This is a genomic window from Terriglobales bacterium (assembly GCA_035561515.1).
GTDB lineage: Bacteria > Acidobacteriota > Terriglobia > Terriglobales > Acidobacteriaceae > DATMXP01.
Genome location: DATMXP010000045.1, coordinates 60,726 through 80,039, shown reverse-complemented (window position 1 = coordinate 80,039; position 19,314 = coordinate 60,726). Strand labels below are relative to the sequence as shown.

At 57.0% G+C, this 19,314-nt stretch carries 18 protein-coding genes; 9 read left to right on the top strand and 9 right to left on the bottom strand.

The features are described from left to right. Positions 1-76 precede the first annotated feature (76 nt). From asnB to VN577_20765, 3 genes are read left to right on the top strand one after another with little or no spacing between them, the layout of a single operon-like run. Complete coding sequence (asnB, locus tag VN577_20775) at positions 77-2,008, top strand: asparagine synthase (glutamine-hydrolyzing) (GenBank protein HWR17276.1); 1,932 nt, start codon at positions 77-79, stop codon at positions 2,006-2,008. Further along, positions 1,918-3,738: a glycosyltransferase family 39 protein gene (locus tag VN577_20770; protein ID HWR17275.1), complete on the top strand. Its 1,821-nt coding sequence runs from the start codon at positions 1,918-1,920 to the stop codon at positions 3,736-3,738. The genes asnB and VN577_20770 overlap by 91 nt, the downstream gene beginning before the upstream one ends. 13 nt (positions 3,739-3,751) lie before the next feature. Then, the gene (locus VN577_20765; GenBank protein HWR17274.1) at positions 3,752-4,945 is read left to right on the top strand and encodes an ABC transporter permease; all 1,194 of its coding nucleotides are present in this window, start codon (positions 3,752-3,754) and stop codon (positions 4,943-4,945) included. A gap of 26 nt (positions 4,946-4,971) precedes the next feature. Here VN577_20765 and VN577_20760 read toward each other — a convergent pair whose 3' ends face one another. Beyond that, positions 4,972-5,940, bottom strand: coding sequence for a YihY/virulence factor BrkB family protein (locus VN577_20760; protein ID HWR17273.1), 969 nt, complete (start codon positions 5,938-5,940; stop codon positions 4,972-4,974). A 116-nt stretch (positions 5,941-6,056) separates the two neighbouring features. Here VN577_20760 and malQ point away from each other — a divergent pair, with 116 nt between their 5' ends. Continuing rightward, positions 6,057-7,583 (top strand): 4-alpha-glucanotransferase, encoded by a 1,527-nt coding sequence (gene malQ / locus VN577_20755; protein HWR17272.1) that lies wholly within the window; start codon positions 6,057-6,059, stop codon positions 7,581-7,583. 70 nt (positions 7,584-7,653) lie between these two features. Beyond that, complete coding sequence (locus VN577_20750; GenBank protein HWR17271.1) at positions 7,654-7,878, top strand: hypothetical protein; 225 nt, start codon at positions 7,654-7,656, stop codon at positions 7,876-7,878. An 11-nt stretch (positions 7,879-7,889) separates the two neighbouring features. Here VN577_20750 and VN577_20745 read toward each other — a convergent pair whose 3' ends face one another. Beyond that, complete coding sequence (locus VN577_20745) at positions 7,890-8,147, bottom strand: hypothetical protein (GenBank protein HWR17270.1); 258 nt, start codon at positions 8,145-8,147, stop codon at positions 7,890-7,892. Between the two features lie 64 nt (positions 8,148-8,211). Here VN577_20745 and VN577_20740 point away from each other — a divergent pair, with 64 nt between their 5' ends. Next, positions 8,212-8,529 (top strand): hypothetical protein, encoded by a 318-nt coding sequence (locus VN577_20740; GenBank protein HWR17269.1) that lies wholly within the window; start codon positions 8,212-8,214, stop codon positions 8,527-8,529. Between the two features lie 3 nt (positions 8,530-8,532). On the opposite strand, the gene ybgF is transcribed toward VN577_20740, so the two are convergent. The 6 genes from ybgF to VN577_20710 all read right to left on the bottom strand — a co-directional run bounded on the left by ybgF (position 8,533) and on the right by VN577_20710 (position 13,669). Further along, a complete protein-coding gene (ybgF, locus tag VN577_20735; GenBank protein ID HWR17268.1) occupies positions 8,533-9,381 on the bottom strand; it encodes a tol-pal system protein YbgF in 849 nt (282 codons plus the stop codon). A gap of 143 nt (positions 9,382-9,524) precedes the next feature. Continuing rightward, positions 9,525-10,256: a peptidoglycan-associated lipoprotein Pal gene (pal, locus tag VN577_20730; protein HWR17267.1), complete on the bottom strand. Its 732-nt coding sequence runs from the start codon at positions 10,254-10,256 to the stop codon at positions 9,525-9,527. Positions 10,257-10,362: 106 nt separating this feature from the next. Then, complete coding sequence (gene tolB, locus VN577_20725) at positions 10,363-11,688, bottom strand: Tol-Pal system beta propeller repeat protein TolB (protein ID HWR17266.1); 1,326 nt, start codon at positions 11,686-11,688, stop codon at positions 10,363-10,365. Between the two features lie 58 nt (positions 11,689-11,746). Continuing rightward, positions 11,747-12,541, bottom strand: coding sequence for a TonB family protein (locus tag VN577_20720; protein ID HWR17265.1), 795 nt, complete (start codon positions 12,539-12,541; stop codon positions 11,747-11,749). Further along, positions 12,528-12,953, bottom strand: a complete 426-nt coding sequence (locus tag VN577_20715) for a biopolymer transporter ExbD (protein ID HWR17264.1) — start codon at positions 12,951-12,953, stop codon at positions 12,528-12,530. The genes VN577_20720 and VN577_20715 overlap by 14 nt, the downstream gene beginning before the upstream one ends. Further along, complete coding sequence (locus VN577_20710) at positions 12,953-13,669, bottom strand: MotA/TolQ/ExbB proton channel family protein (GenBank protein HWR17263.1); 717 nt, start codon at positions 13,667-13,669, stop codon at positions 12,953-12,955. The genes VN577_20715 and VN577_20710 overlap by 1 nt, the downstream gene beginning before the upstream one ends. 220 nt (positions 13,670-13,889) lie before the next feature. On the opposite strand from VN577_20710, the gene recN reads away from it, so the two are divergent. After that, the gene (recN, locus tag VN577_20705; GenBank protein ID HWR17262.1) at positions 13,890-15,572 is read left to right on the top strand and encodes a DNA repair protein RecN; all 1,683 of its coding nucleotides are present in this window, start codon (positions 13,890-13,892) and stop codon (positions 15,570-15,572) included. Between the two features lie 12 nt (positions 15,573-15,584). Here the strand turns inward: recN and VN577_20700 are convergent, their stop codons facing one another. After that, positions 15,585-16,121, bottom strand: a complete 537-nt coding sequence (locus tag VN577_20700) for a DinB family protein (protein ID HWR17261.1) — start codon at positions 16,119-16,121, stop codon at positions 15,585-15,587. Positions 16,122-16,330: 209 nt separating this feature from the next. Between VN577_20700 and ispH the strand changes: the two genes are divergently transcribed. Together ispH and shc are read left to right on the top strand one after the other, a co-directional pair. Next, on the top strand, positions 16,331-17,323 hold the full coding sequence (gene ispH, locus VN577_20695; GenBank protein ID HWR17260.1) for a 4-hydroxy-3-methylbut-2-enyl diphosphate reductase: 993 nt from the start codon (positions 16,331-16,333) through the stop codon (positions 17,321-17,323). Positions 17,324-17,330: 7 nt separating this feature from the next. Next, complete coding sequence (gene shc / locus VN577_20690) at positions 17,331-19,310, top strand: squalene--hopene cyclase (protein HWR17259.1); 1,980 nt, start codon at positions 17,331-17,333, stop codon at positions 19,308-19,310. The last annotated feature ends 4 nt before the right edge of the window (positions 19,311-19,314 follow it).

Here is a 19,314-nt window from a genome sequence, read left to right as displayed (position 1 = left end):
TTAACCATCTGTTAACCTCGTATTTCCAAGTATCACAACGGTTGTGGCTTAAAAGAACACGCGGAAACAAGCCTAAATGTGCGGAATTCTCGGGTACTCACATCGAAAATCGGCCCTGCCGGACGGGTTTCTGGAGAACGCGATTCGTGACCTCTATCACCGGGGTCCGGACGACTCCGGAGAATTCCGATCGGAGCAGATGTCGATGGGGGCAGTGCGGCTGAGTATCCGGGATGTGGCGCATGGGCACCAGCCGATGTACAGCCCCGACGGGAACGTGGTGATTGTCTTCAACGGGGAGATCTACAACCACACAGAACTGCGCCCGGAGCTTGAAAAAGAAGGGTTTACCTTCGAGACCAACTGCGATACCGAAGTGGTGCTGAAGGCGTTCCTGCGGTGGGGGACGGATTCGTTCGCGCGGCTGCGGGGGATGTTCGCCGTGGGCTTGTACGTGAAGTCGGAGCGACGGCTGGTGCTGGCTCGTGACCAGATGGGCATTAAGCCCCTGTACTACTGTGCGCAGGATGGAGAGATCTATTTTGGGTCGGAGATGAAGTGCATCCTGGCGCATCCGCGGGTGAAGCGGAATGTGGATCACGCCGGCCTGAACTGCTATCTGAGCCTGAATTATGTACCGGGTCCGTACACGCTGGTGGACGGGATCACGAAGCTGATGCCGGGACACTTCCTGGAGTGGCGGGATGGCACGGTCCGGATCAGCCGATATGTGCCGGAACTGCGGCGGGTCCCGATGAAGATTTCGTTGCCCGAGGCGTGCGAAGAATTGGATCGACTGCTGGCGGCATCGGTGAAGGAGCAAATGGTTTCGGATGTGCCGCTCGGGGTGTGGCTGAGCGGCGGTCTGGATTCGTCGACGGTGCTGCACTATGCGGCCAAGGCGTATCCGGGGAAGGTGAAGACCTTTTCGATCACGTTCAAGGGACGGTCATTCGACGAGAGCCGGTTCATGGACGAGGTCAGTGCGCATTACGGGACCGAGCATCATGACTTCGACCTGGCGCCGACGGCAGATATCCCGGATGTGATTCAGAAGCTGGCGTACTACTCGGACGAACCGAGCGCCGATGCGGGCGCGCTTCCGGTGTGGTTCCTGGCAGAGATGACCCGAAAACACGTGACGGTGATCCTGAGCGGAGAAGGGTCGGATGAACTGTTTGCGGGATATCTGACTTACCAGGCGAACCGATACGCGGAGACGGCGAGGGCGTTTCCGAAATTCCTGCGGGGTGCGGCGTTGTCGGCGGCGAACCTGCTGCCGGTGTCTGATGACAAGATCGGATTCGAGTACAAGGTGAAGCGGTTCCTGCAAGGGAGCCTGATGTCGCCGGAACTGGCGCACGTCTTCTGGAATGGGACATTCTCGGAGGAAGAGAAACGCGAACTGTACAAGTTCGCTGACCAGAGGCCGCTGAGTGAAGTCGTGAATTCGATGCGAGGGATCGGCGGGCTTGAGAAGTATCTGGCGCTGGACCAGCGATATTACCTGGCGGACGACATTCTTTATAAGGTGGATCGGGTGAGCATGGCGCACTCGCTGGAGGTACGGCCTCCGTATCTGGACCCGAGGATTGTTGAATTCGCGGCGCAATTGCCGGAGGAATTCAAACTGCGAGGCGGGACGTCGAAGTACATCCTGCGGCAGTTGATGAAGGACAAGTTGCCGAAGAGCGTGCTGACGCGTCCGAAAATTGGATTCGATATCCCGATACACCACTGGTTCCGGGCTGAGCTGCGGCCGTTGCTGCTGGATACACTGAATGAGGCTGCGGTGAAGAGGAGTGGCCTGTTTGACTGGCCGGCGGTGAAAAGGTGCATTGATGCCCATCTGCAAAGGAAAGCAAATCTGGGGTACCACCTATGGGGACTGATGGTTCTGTTTATCTGGATGAACGAGTGGAAAATCGAACCAGCTTCGAAGGCGGAACTTCGGACGGCGGCGGGATCGCAAGACGCGGTTGGATCGTCGTCGTTGTCGCGTGCCTAGTATTCCTGCTTAACATCATTAGTCCGCCGCGGTTGATGGACGACACGGACGCGGTGCAGGCGCAGATTGCGCGCAATATGCTCGAGTCGGGCGACTGGGTAACGGCGCGTCTGAATGGCGTGGCGTACCTGGAAAAGTCACCATTGGTGTACTGGACGATGGCGGTGTCGTACCGCGTGTTCGGAGTACACGATTGGGCGGCGCGGATCCCGCTGGCGTTATCGTCGATCCTGCTTTGCTGGCTGGTGTACCGCTGGGGGCGCTGGGCGTTTGGGGAAGAGGCGGGATTCTATTCCGGGCTGGCGATCAGTACGTGCGTGGGGCTGTACCTGTTCACGAGGATACAGATTCCAGATGTGATGGTGACGCTGACCATCGCGGCGACGATCTGGGCGTGGATGCGACTTCTGGAGCCGGAGGAAAGACATCCGCGGCGCTGGGCGCTGGTGATGGGGTTGAGCATCGGTTGCGGACTGCTGCTCAAGGGACTGATCGGGATCGTATTCCCAATACTGGCGGCACTGGTGTACATGGGCGTGACACGACAACTGTTGTCGTGGGCGGCATGGAAGCGGCTGAGATTGCCGCTGGCGATCGGATTCGCGCTGGTGATTGCCGTCCCGTGGCATGTGCTGGCAACGTTGCGTAACCCGCCATATTTTGTGTTTTCCATGCACAGCGGTCCGGGTGAATATCGCGGATTCTTCTGGTTCTACTTCTTCAACGAGCACCTGTTGCGATTCTTGAACCTGCGGTATCCGCGGGACTACAACACAGTGCCTCGACCGCTCTTCTGGCTGTTGAACCTGGTGTGGCTGTTTCCGTGGTCGGTATATCTGCCGAACGCTTTCAAGCTGTCGTACAGGCCGGGCACGCGAGAGGGAAGGCTGCGGCTGATGGCGATCTGCTGGATCGCCGTGGTGATGGTGTTCTTCACATTTTCAACCACGCAGGAGTACTACTCGATGCCGATCTACCCGGCGCTCGCGTTGCTGATCGGATCGGCGATTGCGGCCGGCGGACGGTGGGTGCAGTGGGGAACACGATCACTGGTGGCAGTCTGTTCGGTGCTGTTTGTGGTGCTCGCGGCGTTGCTGGCGATGTCTTGGAGAATGCCGGCGGTGGGGGATATCTCGCGGGCGCTCACGCAGAATCCGGACATGTACACGCTGTCGATGGGTCACATGTCGGATCTGACGCTGGGGGCGTTCGCTTACCTCAAGTTACCACTGGCGATGGCGGTGATTGCGTTCGGGATCGGTGCGGTATGCCTGTTGATGTGGCGTCGGGAGCGGGTGAAAGTAGCACTGGCGACGTCGGCGATGATGATCGTTTTCTTCCAGGCGTCGCGAGTGGCGCTGGTGCGATTCGATCCTTACCTCGGATCGTATGCGCTGGCAGAGGCTTTGAAGAAAAGTCCGCCGGGGCAGTTGATTGAGGCGAATGCGTACTACGCGTTCTCGTCGGTGTTCTTCTACACAAATAAGACGGCACTTTTGTGGAACGGGCGAATCAATAATCTAGAGTATGGTTCGTATGCGCCGGGTGCTCCGCAGGTGTTCATCGGGGACGAGCAGTTCGCGCGTCTCTGGAATGGTCCGGAGCGCTTTTATCTTGTGACGTATCCTTCGGAGTTGCCGAAGGTGGAGCAACTGGCAGGGCGAGAGAAGATGATCGTAGTCCGCCAAAACGGCGATAATTTTCTTTTGACGAACCAACCGCTTCCTTAAAGGACTAGAGCACATGCAGTGGCGAGAGGGAATCAAGTTTGCGCTGTGGGCGCTGAGCGCCGACAAGCTGAAGGCTACCCTCACCATGCTTGGCGTCATCATTGGCAGCAGCGCGATCGTGCTGGTGGTGACGATTGTCTCGACGGGGAAGGAGTACATCTCGTCGCAAATCCAGGGAGTCGGCGCGAACATTGCATTTGCTTCGTTGGTAAGAGGCGAGACCACCAGGCAGGAAGATGAACTGACGCCAGAAGACATGCAGGCCCTGCGGGAGACGATCCCTTCGGTGAAGGCGGCCGCGGGAACGTATGACATGCCGGCTGACTACCAGGCCGGAGACCGCACTCGACGCGCTCGACTGGTGGGCGTAACGGAAGAGTTCCAGACGATCCGTAACTTGAAAATCACTTCCGGCCGATACTTCGATGACGAGGATTTCACGTCACGGTCGAAGGTGTGCCTGGTGACCGACCGAATCGCGGAGCTCGCGTTCCGCGGCGATCCGCCGCTGGGGAACGAGATGCGGCTGGATCAGTTCCGGTGCACGATCATCGGCACGTTTCGCGAAAGCATTCCTACGTTTGGACAATCGGAGATCCAAAACGAAACCGTGCTGATCCCGTTCCCGCTGGTGCGGTCGATCACGGGCGACAACTTTTTCCAAGTGATGTACGTGCAGGCGTCATCGCCCGAGCAGGTTCCGACGATGACGGAAGAGATGCGACGGCTGCTGCACACGAGGCACCGGCCGGAGACGCCGTATTCGATCGATAATCTGTCGTCGCTGCTGGAGACCGCGAAGGACGTTTCGTTTGCGATGAGCATGGTCCTGCTGTGCATTGCGATCCTTACGCTCATTACAGCAGGTACTGGCATCATGAACATCATGCTGGTGAACGTGTCTCAGCGAACCAAGGAGATCGGTGTACGCAAAGCGCTGGGGGCACGTCCTTCGGAGATTCGACTTCAGTTCCTGCTGGAAGCGGGCTTCATCAGTTTTGCCGGCGCGCTGGTTGGAGTGGTGATCGCGGTGGCACTCACGTACTCTGTCTCGGATTTGATTGAAAGCTCGGTTGCGATCGACATACCGTGGGCCGGGGTGACAGTAGCTCTGCTGCTCGCCACGGGAGTAGGCGTGCTGTTCGGATACTGGCCTGCGAGCTCGGCTGCGAAACTTGATCCCATTCTGGCGATGCGGACGGACTAACCTTATCTTGAGCCCACTGGCCGTAATCAGGCGGCTGGGGCCTCCTTCTCTCCCTTGAGTTTTGCGTCGGCACGACCGTGCTCGGCAGCGGCGTGCTCGATTTCGGCATTAGCTTCAGCACCGATGAGCAGCGTGAGTCCGGTGATATAGAACCACAACATGAGGATGATGACAGCGCCGAGGGAGCCATACGTGGCGCTGTAGCTATTGAAGAAATGCAGGTAAGCGCGGAAGCCTGCGGATGCAGCGACCCACAGCATAACCCCGATGATGGAGCCGGGGGTGATCCAGTACCATTTCTGGTCTTCGACATCGGGCGCGAAAAAGTAAAGAAGTGCGAAGGCGAATACGACGAAGCAGAACGCGATCGGCCACTGAATGATGCGCCAGATTATCGCGGCTGTCCCGAAGCCGTGGGCGGCGGCCCAGTTGGATGTCCACAGCCCTGACAAAATAATCCCTAATGCGCCGAGGAGAAGTCCGGCGAGTGCGATGGTGAGCAGGGGAGCGATCACAAAGCGTGTCCTGAGCCACGAACGGCGCTCCTTCACGTGATAGGCGAAGTTGAGCACGGTCATAAGCGTGGATGTCCCGGCCGAAGCCGACCATAAAGCGCCCAAAATACCCAGGGCGACCTTCCATCCGGTAGCCGATTTCGCAGTTTCGGAAATGGTTTTCTGAACCAGTTCCCAGGCCGATGGGGGAAGCGCTTGGGCCGCGTAGGAGAAGAGCGTGGTTCGAAAGCTCTCGTTGTTGCCCGCTACGATTCCCAGCACGGTCATCAGGAACAACAACCCCGGAAAAACCGCGAGAAAGAAGAAGTACGCCAATTCGGCTGCACGGCCGAAGGAGTCGTCATGGTTGGAATCCATGCTCGTCCAGAGGCGCTTTAGCAACTGCCACCAGGAGAGTCCGCCGAGTTCCCAGATGGAGGGCTTCTCAAGACTGGTGCGAGGTTTCTTTTCCCTAGCTTTTTCGGTAACTACTTTTGCCATCCACGCACTTCCACAGCTTTTCTGAAATGAGCTTGCATCTCAAACAGATGCGGCGAGTTGGTGCTCGCGTGGTATGTGGCGGGCGACGTCCGCTGAGAGGCTAAAATCGAGTGGCGATGAATACGGAAAACAAGTTCCCGAGATCCAGCGGAATCCTGATGCACCCGACGTCGTTGCCGGGACGATTCGGGGTCGGCGACTTCGGCGAAGAGGCTTATCGCTTCATTGATTTCCTCGCGGATGCGGGGCAGAAGCTCTGGCAGGTGTTGCCGTTGAATCCGACCGGCTATGGCGATTCGCCGTTCCAGTCGCTTTCGGCAAGCGCAGGTAATCCACTGCTGATCAGCATCGAGAGGCTGATCGCGTCGGGAGAGTTGCGCGAAGGAGATTTAGGTGAGGTCCCGGTATTCGATGAGGACGAGGTCGATTTTGGGGCGGTGATCAAGTTCAAGGAGCCACTGCTTCGCAAGGCGGCCGAAAGATTCTTGCGGTCCGACCGCCGGGATGAGTTCGATGAGTTCTGTCGTGAAAATGCAAAATGGCTGGATGAATTCGCGCTATTCATGGCGCTGAAAGAAGCGCATGACCTGGTGGCCTGGAGCCAATGGCCAGCCAGCCTTGCCGGAAGGGATGCAAGAGCATTAGCCGACTGGTCGCGGAAATTGTCGCAGGAGATTGAGACGATCAAATACTGGCAGTTCGTCTTTTTCCGACAGTGGCACGAGTTGAGGGAGTACGGGCGGCAGAAGGGCATTCGCGTGATCGGGGATATTCCGATCTACGTGGCGCATGACAGCGCCAACGTGTGGGCGAACCGTGAGTTGTTCTGCCTGGATGAAAGGGGAAATCCGGAGAAAGTGGCAGGGGTTCCGCCGGACTATTTCAGCGAAACAGGCCAACTCTGGGGCAATCCGATTTACAACTGGCCGCTGATGAAAGAGCGCGGCTACGCATGGTGGGTGGAACGCCTGCGTTCGGCTTTGCGACTGTATGACTACGTGCGCATCGATCACTTCCGTGGGTTCGAGGCGTATTGGGAAGTAGCGGCTTCGGAAAAGACCGCGATGAACGGCCGCTGGGTAAAAGGTCCCGGCGCGGAGTTGTTCGAAGTACTTCAGCGCGAGTTGGGAGATTTGCCGATCATTGCGGAGAACCTGGGAGTGATTACGCCGGAGGTCGAGGAGATCCGGCATCGGTTCCGCATGCCGGGGATGGCGATCCTGCAATTCGGTTTTGGGAACGATCCGCAGGCGCCCACGTTTCGTCCTCACAACTATGTGAGAGAACTGGTGGCGTACACCGGCACCCACGACAACGATACCGTGGTGGGTTGGTGGAACAGCCGCCCGGGTAAGGGGAGCATTCGGACGGAAGAGGACATCCGTAAGGAGCACGCGTATGCGCGAGCTTACCTGGGGTTCAAAGATGAGCCGGTGAACTGGGTGCTGATCAAGGGAGTGCTTGCTTCCGTGGCGAATACAGCGATCGTTCCGATGCAGGACCTGTTGGGCTTAGGAAACGAGGCGAGGATGAACCTTCCGGGAACGTCGAGCGGGAACTGGCGCTGGCGAATGAAACCGGGGGCGCTTACAAAAGAGCTTGCGATACGCCTGCGCGAACTGGTGACGTTGTACGAGCGTTAATTCCTTCTCTCGCCTTGCGGCCTGCATCTTACCGGTAGCAGGAAAAATCTGAGCAGCACTGAGGGGCAACTTGGAAGAGAAGGAAAAGGACTCTTTTGCGAGTAAAGGCGCGGTGGAGCAGGACTCGCCCGAACAGGAAACGAATACGTCGATGGCGGGACAGCTTCCGCACCGGAACGAGAATCCACTGGTGAAGGCGAACGACACCGATTTTCCGGAACCCGGGGAGAACGAGGAACACACGGGGGAGCCGGAAGACGGCGGCCTCACAAAGGACTACCGCAAGACCGCCTAATTAAGGTTCGATCAGGCCGCGAGATCGTCTTCTTTCTTGTCGGCCTGATTTTGTTTCTGACGCTGACCGGGATCCTGGTCCTGCGCATCACCTTCGGGACTGCGCGATTCCTTGTGCGATTCGCTGCTTACGGATTGGTCCTGCCGCTGGCCGGGATGGAGAGCTTTCTCGGTTGCGGCGTTGTCGCGCTCGGTCGAGCCGCTGAGCGAGCTACCCTCGCGAATGGGGTCACGGCGGTCGTCAGGATTGTCGGGTCTGTTGTGGGTCATAACGAAGAAGATGACACCTGGGGAAGCACTGTTGTCCGGCGAGAGTAGCAGCTAGAATGAGGCGATGAGTTCTCCGGGGCCGCTGCTTCATCCCTATGAAAAGCTGGTAAAGATCAAGATTTTGGGCAAGGACTTCAATGTACCCGAAAACAACAGCCTGCTGCGCGGATTCCAGTTTCTTGCGCAAGAAGCCATTTCCTATGGGCGCTTCTGCTGGAATGAGGACTGCCAGTATTGCCGGGTAACCTACGACACGGGAGAGGGGACACCTTTGCGGAAGGCGATCTCCTGCAAACTGATGGTGCAGGAAGGAATGCGGATCACCGATATGGCCGCGGAGATCCGGTATTGTCTCCGCGACCTTGATCTTGTGAGCCGATAAGGATTAGCCGCGCGGAGATTTCTTCGACGCGGGTGTTGCCGCGCCGAGCTTTCGCAGCCGATCCTTGGCCTGCTGTGCCTCGAGGCTGCGCGGATATCGCGTTACCAGCGCATTCAGTTCGCGAATACCAGCCTGACGCTGTCCGAGCTCGAGAAGGGCGTATCCCTTCTTTAACTGCGCGGCCGCCGACTTATTACCTTCCGGGAATTGTTCAATCACGGCGTCGTACGCCTTGACGGCCTGGGCGTAGTTGCCCTGGCGAAAGGCCACATCGCCGAGATAAAACTGCGCGTTACCTGCGAGTTCGGTGTTGGGATAGAACTTCAGATAATCGGCGAATTCCTGGCTGGCAAGATCGTAATTGCCGGCGTTGTAATCGCGAAGAGCATTGTTGTAAAGGACGTCGGCCGGAGGCGCCTGTGACCCAGCCTGCGGAGCACCAGCAGCCGGAGCGGAAGGGGCGACGATATTCTGCTGCGCGGACTGGATGGCGTCGAGCTGCTGCGTCACCTTGGTCATGCGAGCTTTCAGTTCGTCGACCGTATCGTGAAGCGCCTGGACCTGTCCGGAGAGTTGGTCGGCCCGGGCGCCGTCGTCCTGTCGTGATTTTTGAATGGATTGATTCAGCTGGTCGACGGACGCGGCAACCTTGTTGACGTTGTCTGTGCTCTGCTCGATGAGGTTCCGCATGATGCCCATGCGCTCATCAAACGACTGCCGCATCTGCGCCATCTGGTCTTGCAGCGCCTGGACTTGTGTCTGGAGCTGGACCATTTCCTTGTTGGCGCCGAAGGACGGAACCGCGGCAAGAGCCAGGAACAGAACAAGCAGGGACGAAACTCGAAATTTCATAATCATTACCTAATCTATGATACCGGGCCTTCCCATGGTATGGGAGTGGCGAACTGCTTTCCTGCTGGTTGGATGCACCTGAAGATGCAAGTGCATGTGAAAATGGGCACGGCCGGAACCGTGCCCCGTGATATTTGAAGCAACTATTTGCCGAAGGCTAAATGACCACGGCGGTTCTGCTGCCAGCACTGCTCATTGGACTCGGTGCAGAACGGCTTTTCCTTGCCGAAGCTGATGGTCCGAATGCGGTCAGCGCTGACGCCAGCCTGCACGAGGGCAGTCTTCACGGCATTGGCACGGTTGTCACCAAGAGCCAAATTGTATTCGGTGGAGCCGCGCTCGTCGCAGTGTCCTTCAACGGTGAACTGAATGTTCGGGTGCTGCTGAAGGAACTGGGCATCGGCGGCTATGGAAGCCTGAGCATCAGCACGAATCTCGTAGCTGTCGTAATCGAAGAAGACGTCCTTGATGCTGCGGTTGAACAGCTCCTGGTCCGTCTCCGTAGGCTGCGGTGGCGGAGGTGGCGGCGGTACGGTGACCGTCACGCGGGCGGTCTCTTCCTTGGTACCACCAGGCCCCTTCGCGATGAGGCGGAAAGTGGTGGACTCGGTGGGAGAAACGGATGCGGAACCGTTCGCATCGACCTTATTGGGCCCGAGTGTGACATCGTCAGCATTCGTAGTCTGCCACGTCAACGTGGTTGACTGACCCTTTTCGATGGTGCTGGGATTCGCCGACAACGTTGCAGTTGGGGCAGCAGGCGGCGGTGGTGGCGTCGGTGGCGGGGGCTGAACCTTCTTCTTGCAGGCGCCCAATGTAATGATCGCTGCCATGGTTACGATCAACATCGCCCATTTCATATGTTTTTGCTTCACCTGATCCTCCAAGCGGAATTCGCTAAACATCTAGTTACGTATTTCCTTGGTTCGTTCAATGATTCTGTGTACCTACAACTATTACATACAGAGTAGCTGAAAGTCTTTAGCGGAAACTCCAATTCGGTTGCGTGTTTTCACCTGATTTTGTGAGTTGCTGCTGCTTTGTTCCGTCGGCCAGCATCGACCAGATTTGCCAGCGTCCATTTCGGTCCGATTGATACACGATGTGACGATTATCCGGTGACCAGGAGGGGAAGTCGTTACGTCCGCCACCGCTGGTTAACTGGACGATTCGCTTGCTGGCGATATCCATTACGTAGATATCCTGGTTGCCGGGAGCACCGGGGCCGTAATGGCGAATCCATGCAAACGCGAGATATTGACCATTGGGTGACCACGACGGCGACACGGCGTATCCCTGATCGGTGATGCGCTGCACGTTGGTGCCGTCGGAATCCATGATGTAGATCTGCGGCAGTCCGGTACGACCGCTAACCCAAGCGATCTGGGCGTTGGTCTTCGGGTTCCACACGGGGGAAACGTCGGGACCTTTGTAGGCGGTCACGCGCTTCAGGTTCGAACCGTTGGCGTCGGCGATATAGATCTCGGGATCGCCGTTCCGCGAAGAAGAGAAGGCGATCTTGCTGCCGTCGGACGACCACGCGGGAGAAGTGTTGGTCCCGCCGTAACTCGGGAACGAAACGAGACGACCGAGTTCGAGGGAGTACATCCGAAGTTCCACACCGCGGGAAAAACTGGTGAAGGCGACACGCGAATTGTCGGGGGAGATGCGCGGCGACAAGGCAATGGAGCCAAGCTTGGTTAATTGGTGCTGGCTGTTGCCGTCGTAATCCATCGACCAGACTTCCTTGTTTCCGGTGCGATTGCTGATGAAGTAAATCTTGGTTTCGGTGATGCCGTTGAGGCCGCCGCCAAGCCGGTAGATGATTTCGTTGGCGAACTTGTGCGCGATGCTGCGAGCGCTGGCTTCCGAAGCGGGTTCGCGATACTGCTTGGCGAGCACTGGGGGGCCACTGGGATTCTTCACGTCAACGAGCCAGCCCTGGACAATGATGTCCTGCTGAGAGGCGTCGAGATTTCCGAAAGCAAGCATGCCGGCTTTGGGCGGTTCGTTCGACCACGCATCGGCTTTCACCTCTTCCGGCCGCCCAGGGGTCTGGAGAGGGTAGAAGCTCTTCGACACCATCTCGAAGATTCCAGAGTTGTTGAGATCGTTCCAGAGAGTATCGTTGAAGACCTTGTTCAAGGAAGCCGTCTGTCCAGCATTCGAGACGGGCTGAAAGTCAGGGACGGCGAGACGGACCTGTTCGACGCCGAGGCCGGTACCGGTCTTGATCCAATCCGTTTGCGCAAATAAGGGTGAAGAGAGAACCAGGGCGAAGAAGGTGAGGGCGAGTTTCTTCATCATGCGCTAAGAGTCACCATCGTACTACGATATTTTTGTACGGCGCTGTAACCCAGGTCACCTAGCGCCGGTAATCAAACCAGAATTCCACGGAAACCTTGCTTCCGCCGTAATCGCTGGGCAGGGAGCCGAAAGTATCAATACGTTGCAATGCACGGACGGCGGAAATGTCGAGCGAAGGAATGCCGCTTGACTGCTCCACCTGGACATTGCCGGGTCGTCCGGAACGGTCGATATCGAACGTAATGTAAACACGACGAGCGTTGGTGATGTTGGGGTCGATCTCGTACTTAAGCCAGTTCTGCGAAACCTTTTCGCGAACGGTGCGCACATACCAGGCGTAGCGGCTTCCGAAGTCGCCGCCCGATCCTGTGAACCCGAATCCTCCCTGAGCGTTGTTGGCAGAAAAGGATCCGTAGGGTCCGCTGACCGGGCCGCCTTGTCCGAAAGGCACGACATTGGGTGGTTCGGGCGCAGCGGGCTTCGGCTTTGTAACGGTGCTCGTGACGGGCTTGGCCTGTTTGCGCTTGGCGTCCTTGTCGGGAATGGGAATGGCTTCCGGTGCTTCCTTTTCCTCGACCTTGGGCTGCGACTGGGTTAGACCCTTGGACTCGTTGGCAACAATATTTTCGGTCTCAACCTGGGGGCGCGGGAGCGGGATGTTGCTGACGAGGGTGGCACTCATGGCCTCGCCGCCACCGAAACTGTCGCCGCCCCAGTTGGTCCCGGAATTACGGTTCAGAACCGCGCTGTAAATCAGGATGGAAGCGAACAACATCCCGTGGAGCGCCACGGAGAGCGCGAGCGGAGAGGTCAAGCCTTCGCGTTCATTGTAGATGTCGTTACTTACGGGCATTCGAAGTCAAAGGTTGAGTAACAATGCTCACGTTGGTGATGCCAGACTGTTTCACCGCGTCCATAACGGTTGCGAAAGCGCCGAAAGGAACGTTCTCGTCGGCACGCACAAATATGTACTGGTTCTGCGGATCGCGAATCTTGCGGCGAAGCTTGTCGCCGATTTCATTGATGTTGACAGCATCGTTGCCGAGGAAGACACGCTGTTCTTTGTCGATGGATATCACGAGACGTTCTTCGGTGATCTCCTTGACGGTGCGCGTCTTCGGAACCGCGACTTCAATTCCCGACTGCAACACAGGAGCGGTGATCATGAAGATGATCAACAGCACCAGCACGACATCGACGAACGGAGTGATATTGATGTCGGCCAACGACGACTGCGTGCGTCCTTGTGAGTTGGTAAATGCCATTACGACCGATACTCCGGTTCGGGAACTGCCGCTGGGCGGTTAGCCGGGACGTTGCGCTCGATGGTGTTCATCATCTCGAGCGAGAAGTCGTCCATACGCTGACCGAATTCACGAACCTGGTTGAGCAGGATGTTGTACGCGATCACGGCAGGAATCGCGGCGAAGAGTCCGGCGGCGGTGGCGATCAGGGCTTCCGAGATGCCGGGAGCGACAGCACGCAAGGTGGCGGCGCCAGCGGTTCCGAGGCCGTGAAAAGCGTCGATGACGCCCCAAACCGTACCGAATAAACCGATGAACGGGGTGACCGATCCCGTGGTTGCGAGCCAGGGCAGCCGGCGCTCGATGCGCGTAAGTTCTTCCGATGACGCGATCTGCATCGCGCGCTGAACGGCGACGGCATTCCGGAGTCCGCCCTGTTTCTTCAGTTCCTCGTACCCACCCTCAAAAACGGATACCAGCGGGCTGGGCTTGAACTGTTCAGCGACGGCGGCGACATCCTGGAGGCGGCTGGCTCGGCGGAAGGCACGGATAAAGCGTCCGCTTTGGGTGCGTGCCTGCCGCATGTACTGCAACTTCTGGACAATAATCGCCCAGGAAAAGATGCTGAACAGGAGCAGGATGGCAAGGACGACCTTAGCGACGGGGCCACTCTGCCAAAGCAGATTGCCGATCTCGCCGCCCATAACACTGGCAAACAAAAGGGGAGTTGGCATCATTACAAATTCTTGGCTCTGTGAGTTGAGCTACACCGATTATAGAACACGTAAGAGAGACTCTAAGTTGTTGAGGGATGAGATATTTGGCGTAGAACCAGAGTAATCAGCCTTAGTCGGCAAATGCAGGGAGGGGCCGGTATTCGGCCAAGCAATTGCTGATTGCTAAGGGGCAAACGGCTGCAATACACTGCGACCAACTCTTCTGATTGGGCCCAGGCGAATGCTAGTAGAACTGCGCGTCGAAAACTATGCGGTGATTGACAGTGTGGTGGTGGAATTCGCATCGGGCCTGAACCTATTGACCGGCGAAACCGGAGCCGGAAAATCCATCCTGATTGATGCCCTGGCGTTGCTGCTGGGAGAGAAAGCATCGTCTGACGTGGTCCGTCACGGCACGGACAAGGCGGTGGTCTCCGCGGTATTCGAACTCAGCGATGCCGAGATGAAACTGGCAATCAAGACGCTGGAGGGAAACGGAATTGATCTGGATGACGAGCAAATCATCGTGCGCCGTGAAATCCAGTCAAACGGACGCGGGAGAGTATTCATCTGCAACCAACCGGCGACGGTAGCCGTCCTGAAGCAATTGGCGCCGACACTGGCGTCGGTCCACGCACAGAGAGAGTCCATCATTTCCTTTGACGAAGAGACGCGTCTGGAATTGCTGGATTCGTTCGCGGCGGCCGACAACAGTGGGGTGGCTGCAGCGTTCTCAGAGTGGAAGTCGATCAAAGACCGAATCGCCGAACTCGAGCGTGATGAACAGGACCGCCTGCGCATGGTGGACCTGTGGAGTTTCCAGAAGAAAGAGATCCAGTCGGCGAACCTCGTGGCGGAAGAAGATGAAAAGCTCGAGGCGGAGAAGAAGGTTCTCGCCAACGCTGAAAAGATCTTCGCCGCAGCTCAGGCCGCGCATGAAGCTCTGTACGAAAGCAATGAATCGGCATCGGCCCTGATACGCATTGGGTACAGGCATCTTCAGGATGTAGCGAGATTCGATGCGAAGTTCGAGGAGTCGCTGGCACAACTGGAGTCGGCGCGCATTACGGTTGAGGATATCGGGGCCACACTCAGCGACTACGCCGAGTCGGTGAATGCCTCGCCGGAACGACTGGCGGAGGTGGAAGACAGGCTGGCCGTGATCGACCGATTGAAAAGAAAGTACGGTGCATCGGTCGAAGAGGTCATCGCATACGGGGATGACGTTACGCGAAAGCTCAACGAGATCGAAAACAAGGACGAAGTGCTGCGGAAACTGAAGCAGGAGCAGTCGACAGCAGGACAGAAGTACCTGGCGGCAGCGCGAGTGTTGTCGAAACAGCGGTACGAATCAGCCAGGAAACTGGAAAAACTGGTCGAAGCGGAAGTGAACGACCTGGCGATGAAGGTGCGATTTAAAGTTGACGTTACCGGGTCGGACGACGAGGCAAACTGGAGCACAAGCGGTTTTGACCGTGTTCAATACATGATCGCGACGAATGCGGGCGAGCCGTTGCGACCTCTAGAGGAGATTGCTTCGGGCGGCGAGTTGTCTCGGGTAATGTTATCGCTGAAGGTAGTGGCGGAGGCGGGGAAGTCGAAGAAGAAGTCGCAACGGACCCTTGTGTTCGACGAAATCGACATCGGAATCGGCGGGCGCGCAGCCGAGGCGGTGGGGAAGAAGTTGAAGACGCTATCGCACGTGAACCAGGTCATCTGCATTACACACCTGCCGCAGATTGCGTCGTTTGCGGATCAACATTATGTGATCGAGAAGCGCGAAGCCGACGGTCGCACGAAAACGGCGGTCCGGTTGCTGACGGATGCCGGGCGAACAGAAGAGATTGCACGCATGTTAAGCGGAGCTAAACTCACCGAAGCCAGTCGCAAACATGCGGAACAGTTGCTGAAAGCGAACGCTTAGCGCTTCCCAGCTCTATTTGACTCCCTTGTCCGGATTCCATGAACCCTGCTCTTTACGAACGAAGACGATCTGTCCGATGTGATAAGCGTTGTGGGTTCCAATGTGCGCGATGTTGGACGCCCATTCATTCAGTTGCTTATCGTCCGCGTTTTCGACAAACTTCTCCAAGTCGGCCATGACCTGGTCGAACTGTTTCACGGTTTCATTCCAACGGTTCGCGTCGAAGTTGTTGAAGGTTTCATTGTTGTCGCCGCTGAATTTTGGGGGCTTCTCGCCCTTGAATTTCGCAAGCTGGTCGGTGTTCCAGAAGACCATGTGATTCACGAGTTGGCCAACGGAATGGTTGCCTTTTCCGTCTACCCACTTAGCCTGCTCCGCAGTGAGTCCGGCCATAGCCGTATCGGCATCAACGAACCAGTCCTTTTCGTTGTGGGTGGTGCGCAATTGTTCCAAGAGGATGGACTTGAGCGTTGGAGTCTTTTTTGCCTGATTCTGGGCGAACAAAGGGAGGCAGGACAACATAAGAAAAACGACAAGCAATCTGCGCATTTCAGCTCCTCAACCAGGGAAAGATTGTTGTACCAGGTTCGGGAGATGGCAACACTGTTCGTCCCAGTTAAACGTTGTTTCGGTGCGTTAAACGCTGGGTTGGTTCTAACTATCTGAGGTTGTGTGGCTTACATTGGCTGTGGCACACCTGCTACACTAGTTTGTAATCTAATGGCAACAGATGTGGCGGTAGTTCTGAAGGTTCAGGGATGGCAGTGACTGAAAAGACTTTGTTGCTTTTGAAGCCGCGTGGATTTTGCGCAGGTGTAGTGCGCGCCATCGATATTGTCCGAATTGCGCTGGAGACGTTCGGAGCGCCGATCTATGTTCGCAAAGAGATCGTGCATAACCGTTTTGTCGTGGAAGAGCTTCAGCAAAAGGGCGCGATTTTCGTGGATGAGATCGAGGAAGTCCCTGCTGGTGAACGGGTTATCTACAGCGCGCACGGCGTATCCCCAGAGGTTCGCGAAGCCAGCAAAGCCCGGAAACTGCGGGTGATCGATGCCACTTGTCCGCTGGTGACCAAGGTCCACGTGGAGGCGGTGAAGTTCGCGAAGGAAGGGTACTCGCTCGTCCTGATCGGGCACCGCGACCACGATGAGGTGATCGGCACCATGGGCGAAGCCCCAGAGGTGACGCAGGTTGTCGGTTCTGTGGAGGAAGTAGCGGGCCTCAAGGTGCCGAACGCGGACCGAGTCGCTTACCTGACCCAGACGACCTTGAGCTTGGACGAGACGCGAGGCATCATCGCTGCGCTGAAAGCCAAGTTCCCAAACATCAAAGGTCCCGCAGCGCAGGATATTTGCTACGCCACTGAAAACCGGCAGACTGCCGTGAAGCAGTCATCAAGCAGAGTTGGGTTGCTGCTCGTAGTAGGTTCGGACAACAGTTCGAACTCGAAGCGGTTGGTGGAAGTGGCCCGTACGCTTGGAACGAACTCGCACCTGATTGAGAACTACCGGGCGATTCTACCGGAGTGGCTGACGGGCGTAGACACAGTGGCGCTAACGGCCGGAGCGTCGGCACCAGAAGTTCTCGTGGACGAAGTGGTGAACTTCCTGAAGGAATCCGGATTTGGCAATGTTCAGGAAGTGGAAGTGATGCCGGAGAATGTAAGATTCGGACTTCCGGCTGAGATTCTCGATGCGGTAAAAGGATCATCCCGCCAGTTCGTCGGTGTTGAATCACTTGCGGGGAACTAAGAAGACGATGGAAGCAAACAGTGATAATGCCGCTCCTGAAAGAGCAAGGCATATCCCGACCAGGGTAGGCCGTAGCGGCGATGTGCTGGAGCGAGTCTCCGGCGCGATGAAAGCGGCCCAGAAGTATCTCTTCTCCATCCAGCAACAAGAAGGTTTCTGGTGCGGTGAACTGGAAGCCGATACCACGCTGGAATCCGAATACATCCTGATGCACACGCTTCTGGGTACGGGTGACCAGAACAAAATGCAGAAGGGGTGTCTATGGATGCTCGACCACCAGAATGAAGATGGTGGTTGGCCGATCTTCGATGGAGGCCCTTCGGAGATCAGTTGCTCGGTGCTTGCCTACTTAGCGCTGAAGTTATCGGGGTACACGGAAGACCATCCGGCGCTGGTGAAGGCGCGGAAAAAGATCCTCGAAATGGGCGGCGTGACGGCCGTCAACACCTACACGAAGATTTACCTGTGCTTCTTCGGGCAATATGACTGGGATGCCGTGCCGGCGATTCCGCCCGAGATTGTCCTGTTTCCCAAGTGGTTCTGGTTCAACATCTACGAGATTTCGTCGTGGTCGCGTGCGATTTTTATCCCGCTGGCCATTGTGTATGCGAAGAAGCCTTTTAAGAAGATTCCGGCTAGCCAGGGCGTATCGGAGCTGTTTGTGGGTGGGAAGGAAAACGCCCGGATGCATCTGCACTGGGACCGGAAGCCTTTCACGTGGCACAACTTCTTCTTGTTTTTTGACCGACTAACACATCTGTTCGAGCAGGTTCACCTGCGTCCGTTGCGGTCGATTGCGTTGAAAGCAGCGGAGAAGTGGATGCTGGATAGGTTCGAGCGCAGCGACGGATTGGGCGCGATTTATCCCGGTATTATGAACTCTATCATCGCGCTGCGGTGCCTGGGCTACTCGGTGGATGATCCGCAGTTTATCCGCGCCGTGGATGAGTTGGAAGCGCTCGGCATCGAGGAAGAGCGAACGTTCCGAATGCAGCCATGCATGTCGCCGGTGTGGGATACGGCATACGCGATATTTGCGCTTGGAGAGAGCGGCGTAGCGAAGGACGATCCGCGCATGGTGCGCGCGGCGGAGTGGGTGCTGAAGAAGCAGGTTACTCACTACGGCGATTGGGCCGTAAAGAACAAGAAGGGCAAACCTGCCGGCTGGTATTTCGAGTTCAACAATGAGTTTTATCCGGACGTGGATGACACCGCCCAGGTATGCCTGGGACTGAATCACGTGGACACCCCGGATGAGCGCTATCATCACGAATCGATCGAGCGTGCTATCGAGTGGATCTTTTCGATGCAATGCAAGAACGGCGGCTGGGCGTCTTTCGACAAGGACAACACCAAGATGGTGTTCCAGTACATCCCGTTCGCTGATCACAACGCCATGCTCGATCCGCCGACGGTGGACATCACGGGACGCATCCTGGAGATGCTGGCGCAGTTTGGATACACGCAAGAAGATAAGCGAGTTAAGAAAGCGATCGACTTCATCCTGAAGGAGCAGGAAGCGGACGGCTCCTGGTTCGGACGCTGGGGCTGCAACTACCTGTACGGGACGTTCCTGGTACTGCGCGGCTTGGAAGCGATTGGTGTCGATCGCAACGAACCTTACGTGCAACAGGCCGCTGAATGGATTCGCATGGTGCAGAATCCGGATGGCGGCTGGGGCGAGAGCCTGTGGTCGTACCATGATCCGAACACGAGAGGCATCGGCGAGAGCACTTCTTCGCAAACTGCCTGGGCGTGCATGGGCCTGATGGCCGCCGGCGACACGCGCAGCGATTCGCTTGAGCGCGGAATTGCGTATCTGCTGAATAACCAGAGACCGGATGGTTCCTGGTGGGAGAGGTCCTACACGGGCACGGGCTTCCCGAAAGTGTTCTACCTGAAGTATCACATGTATGCCGAGTATTTCCCGCTCATGGCTCTGGCTACCTACAACAAACTCATGAGCACCACCGAAAGCGGTTCCTAACAAG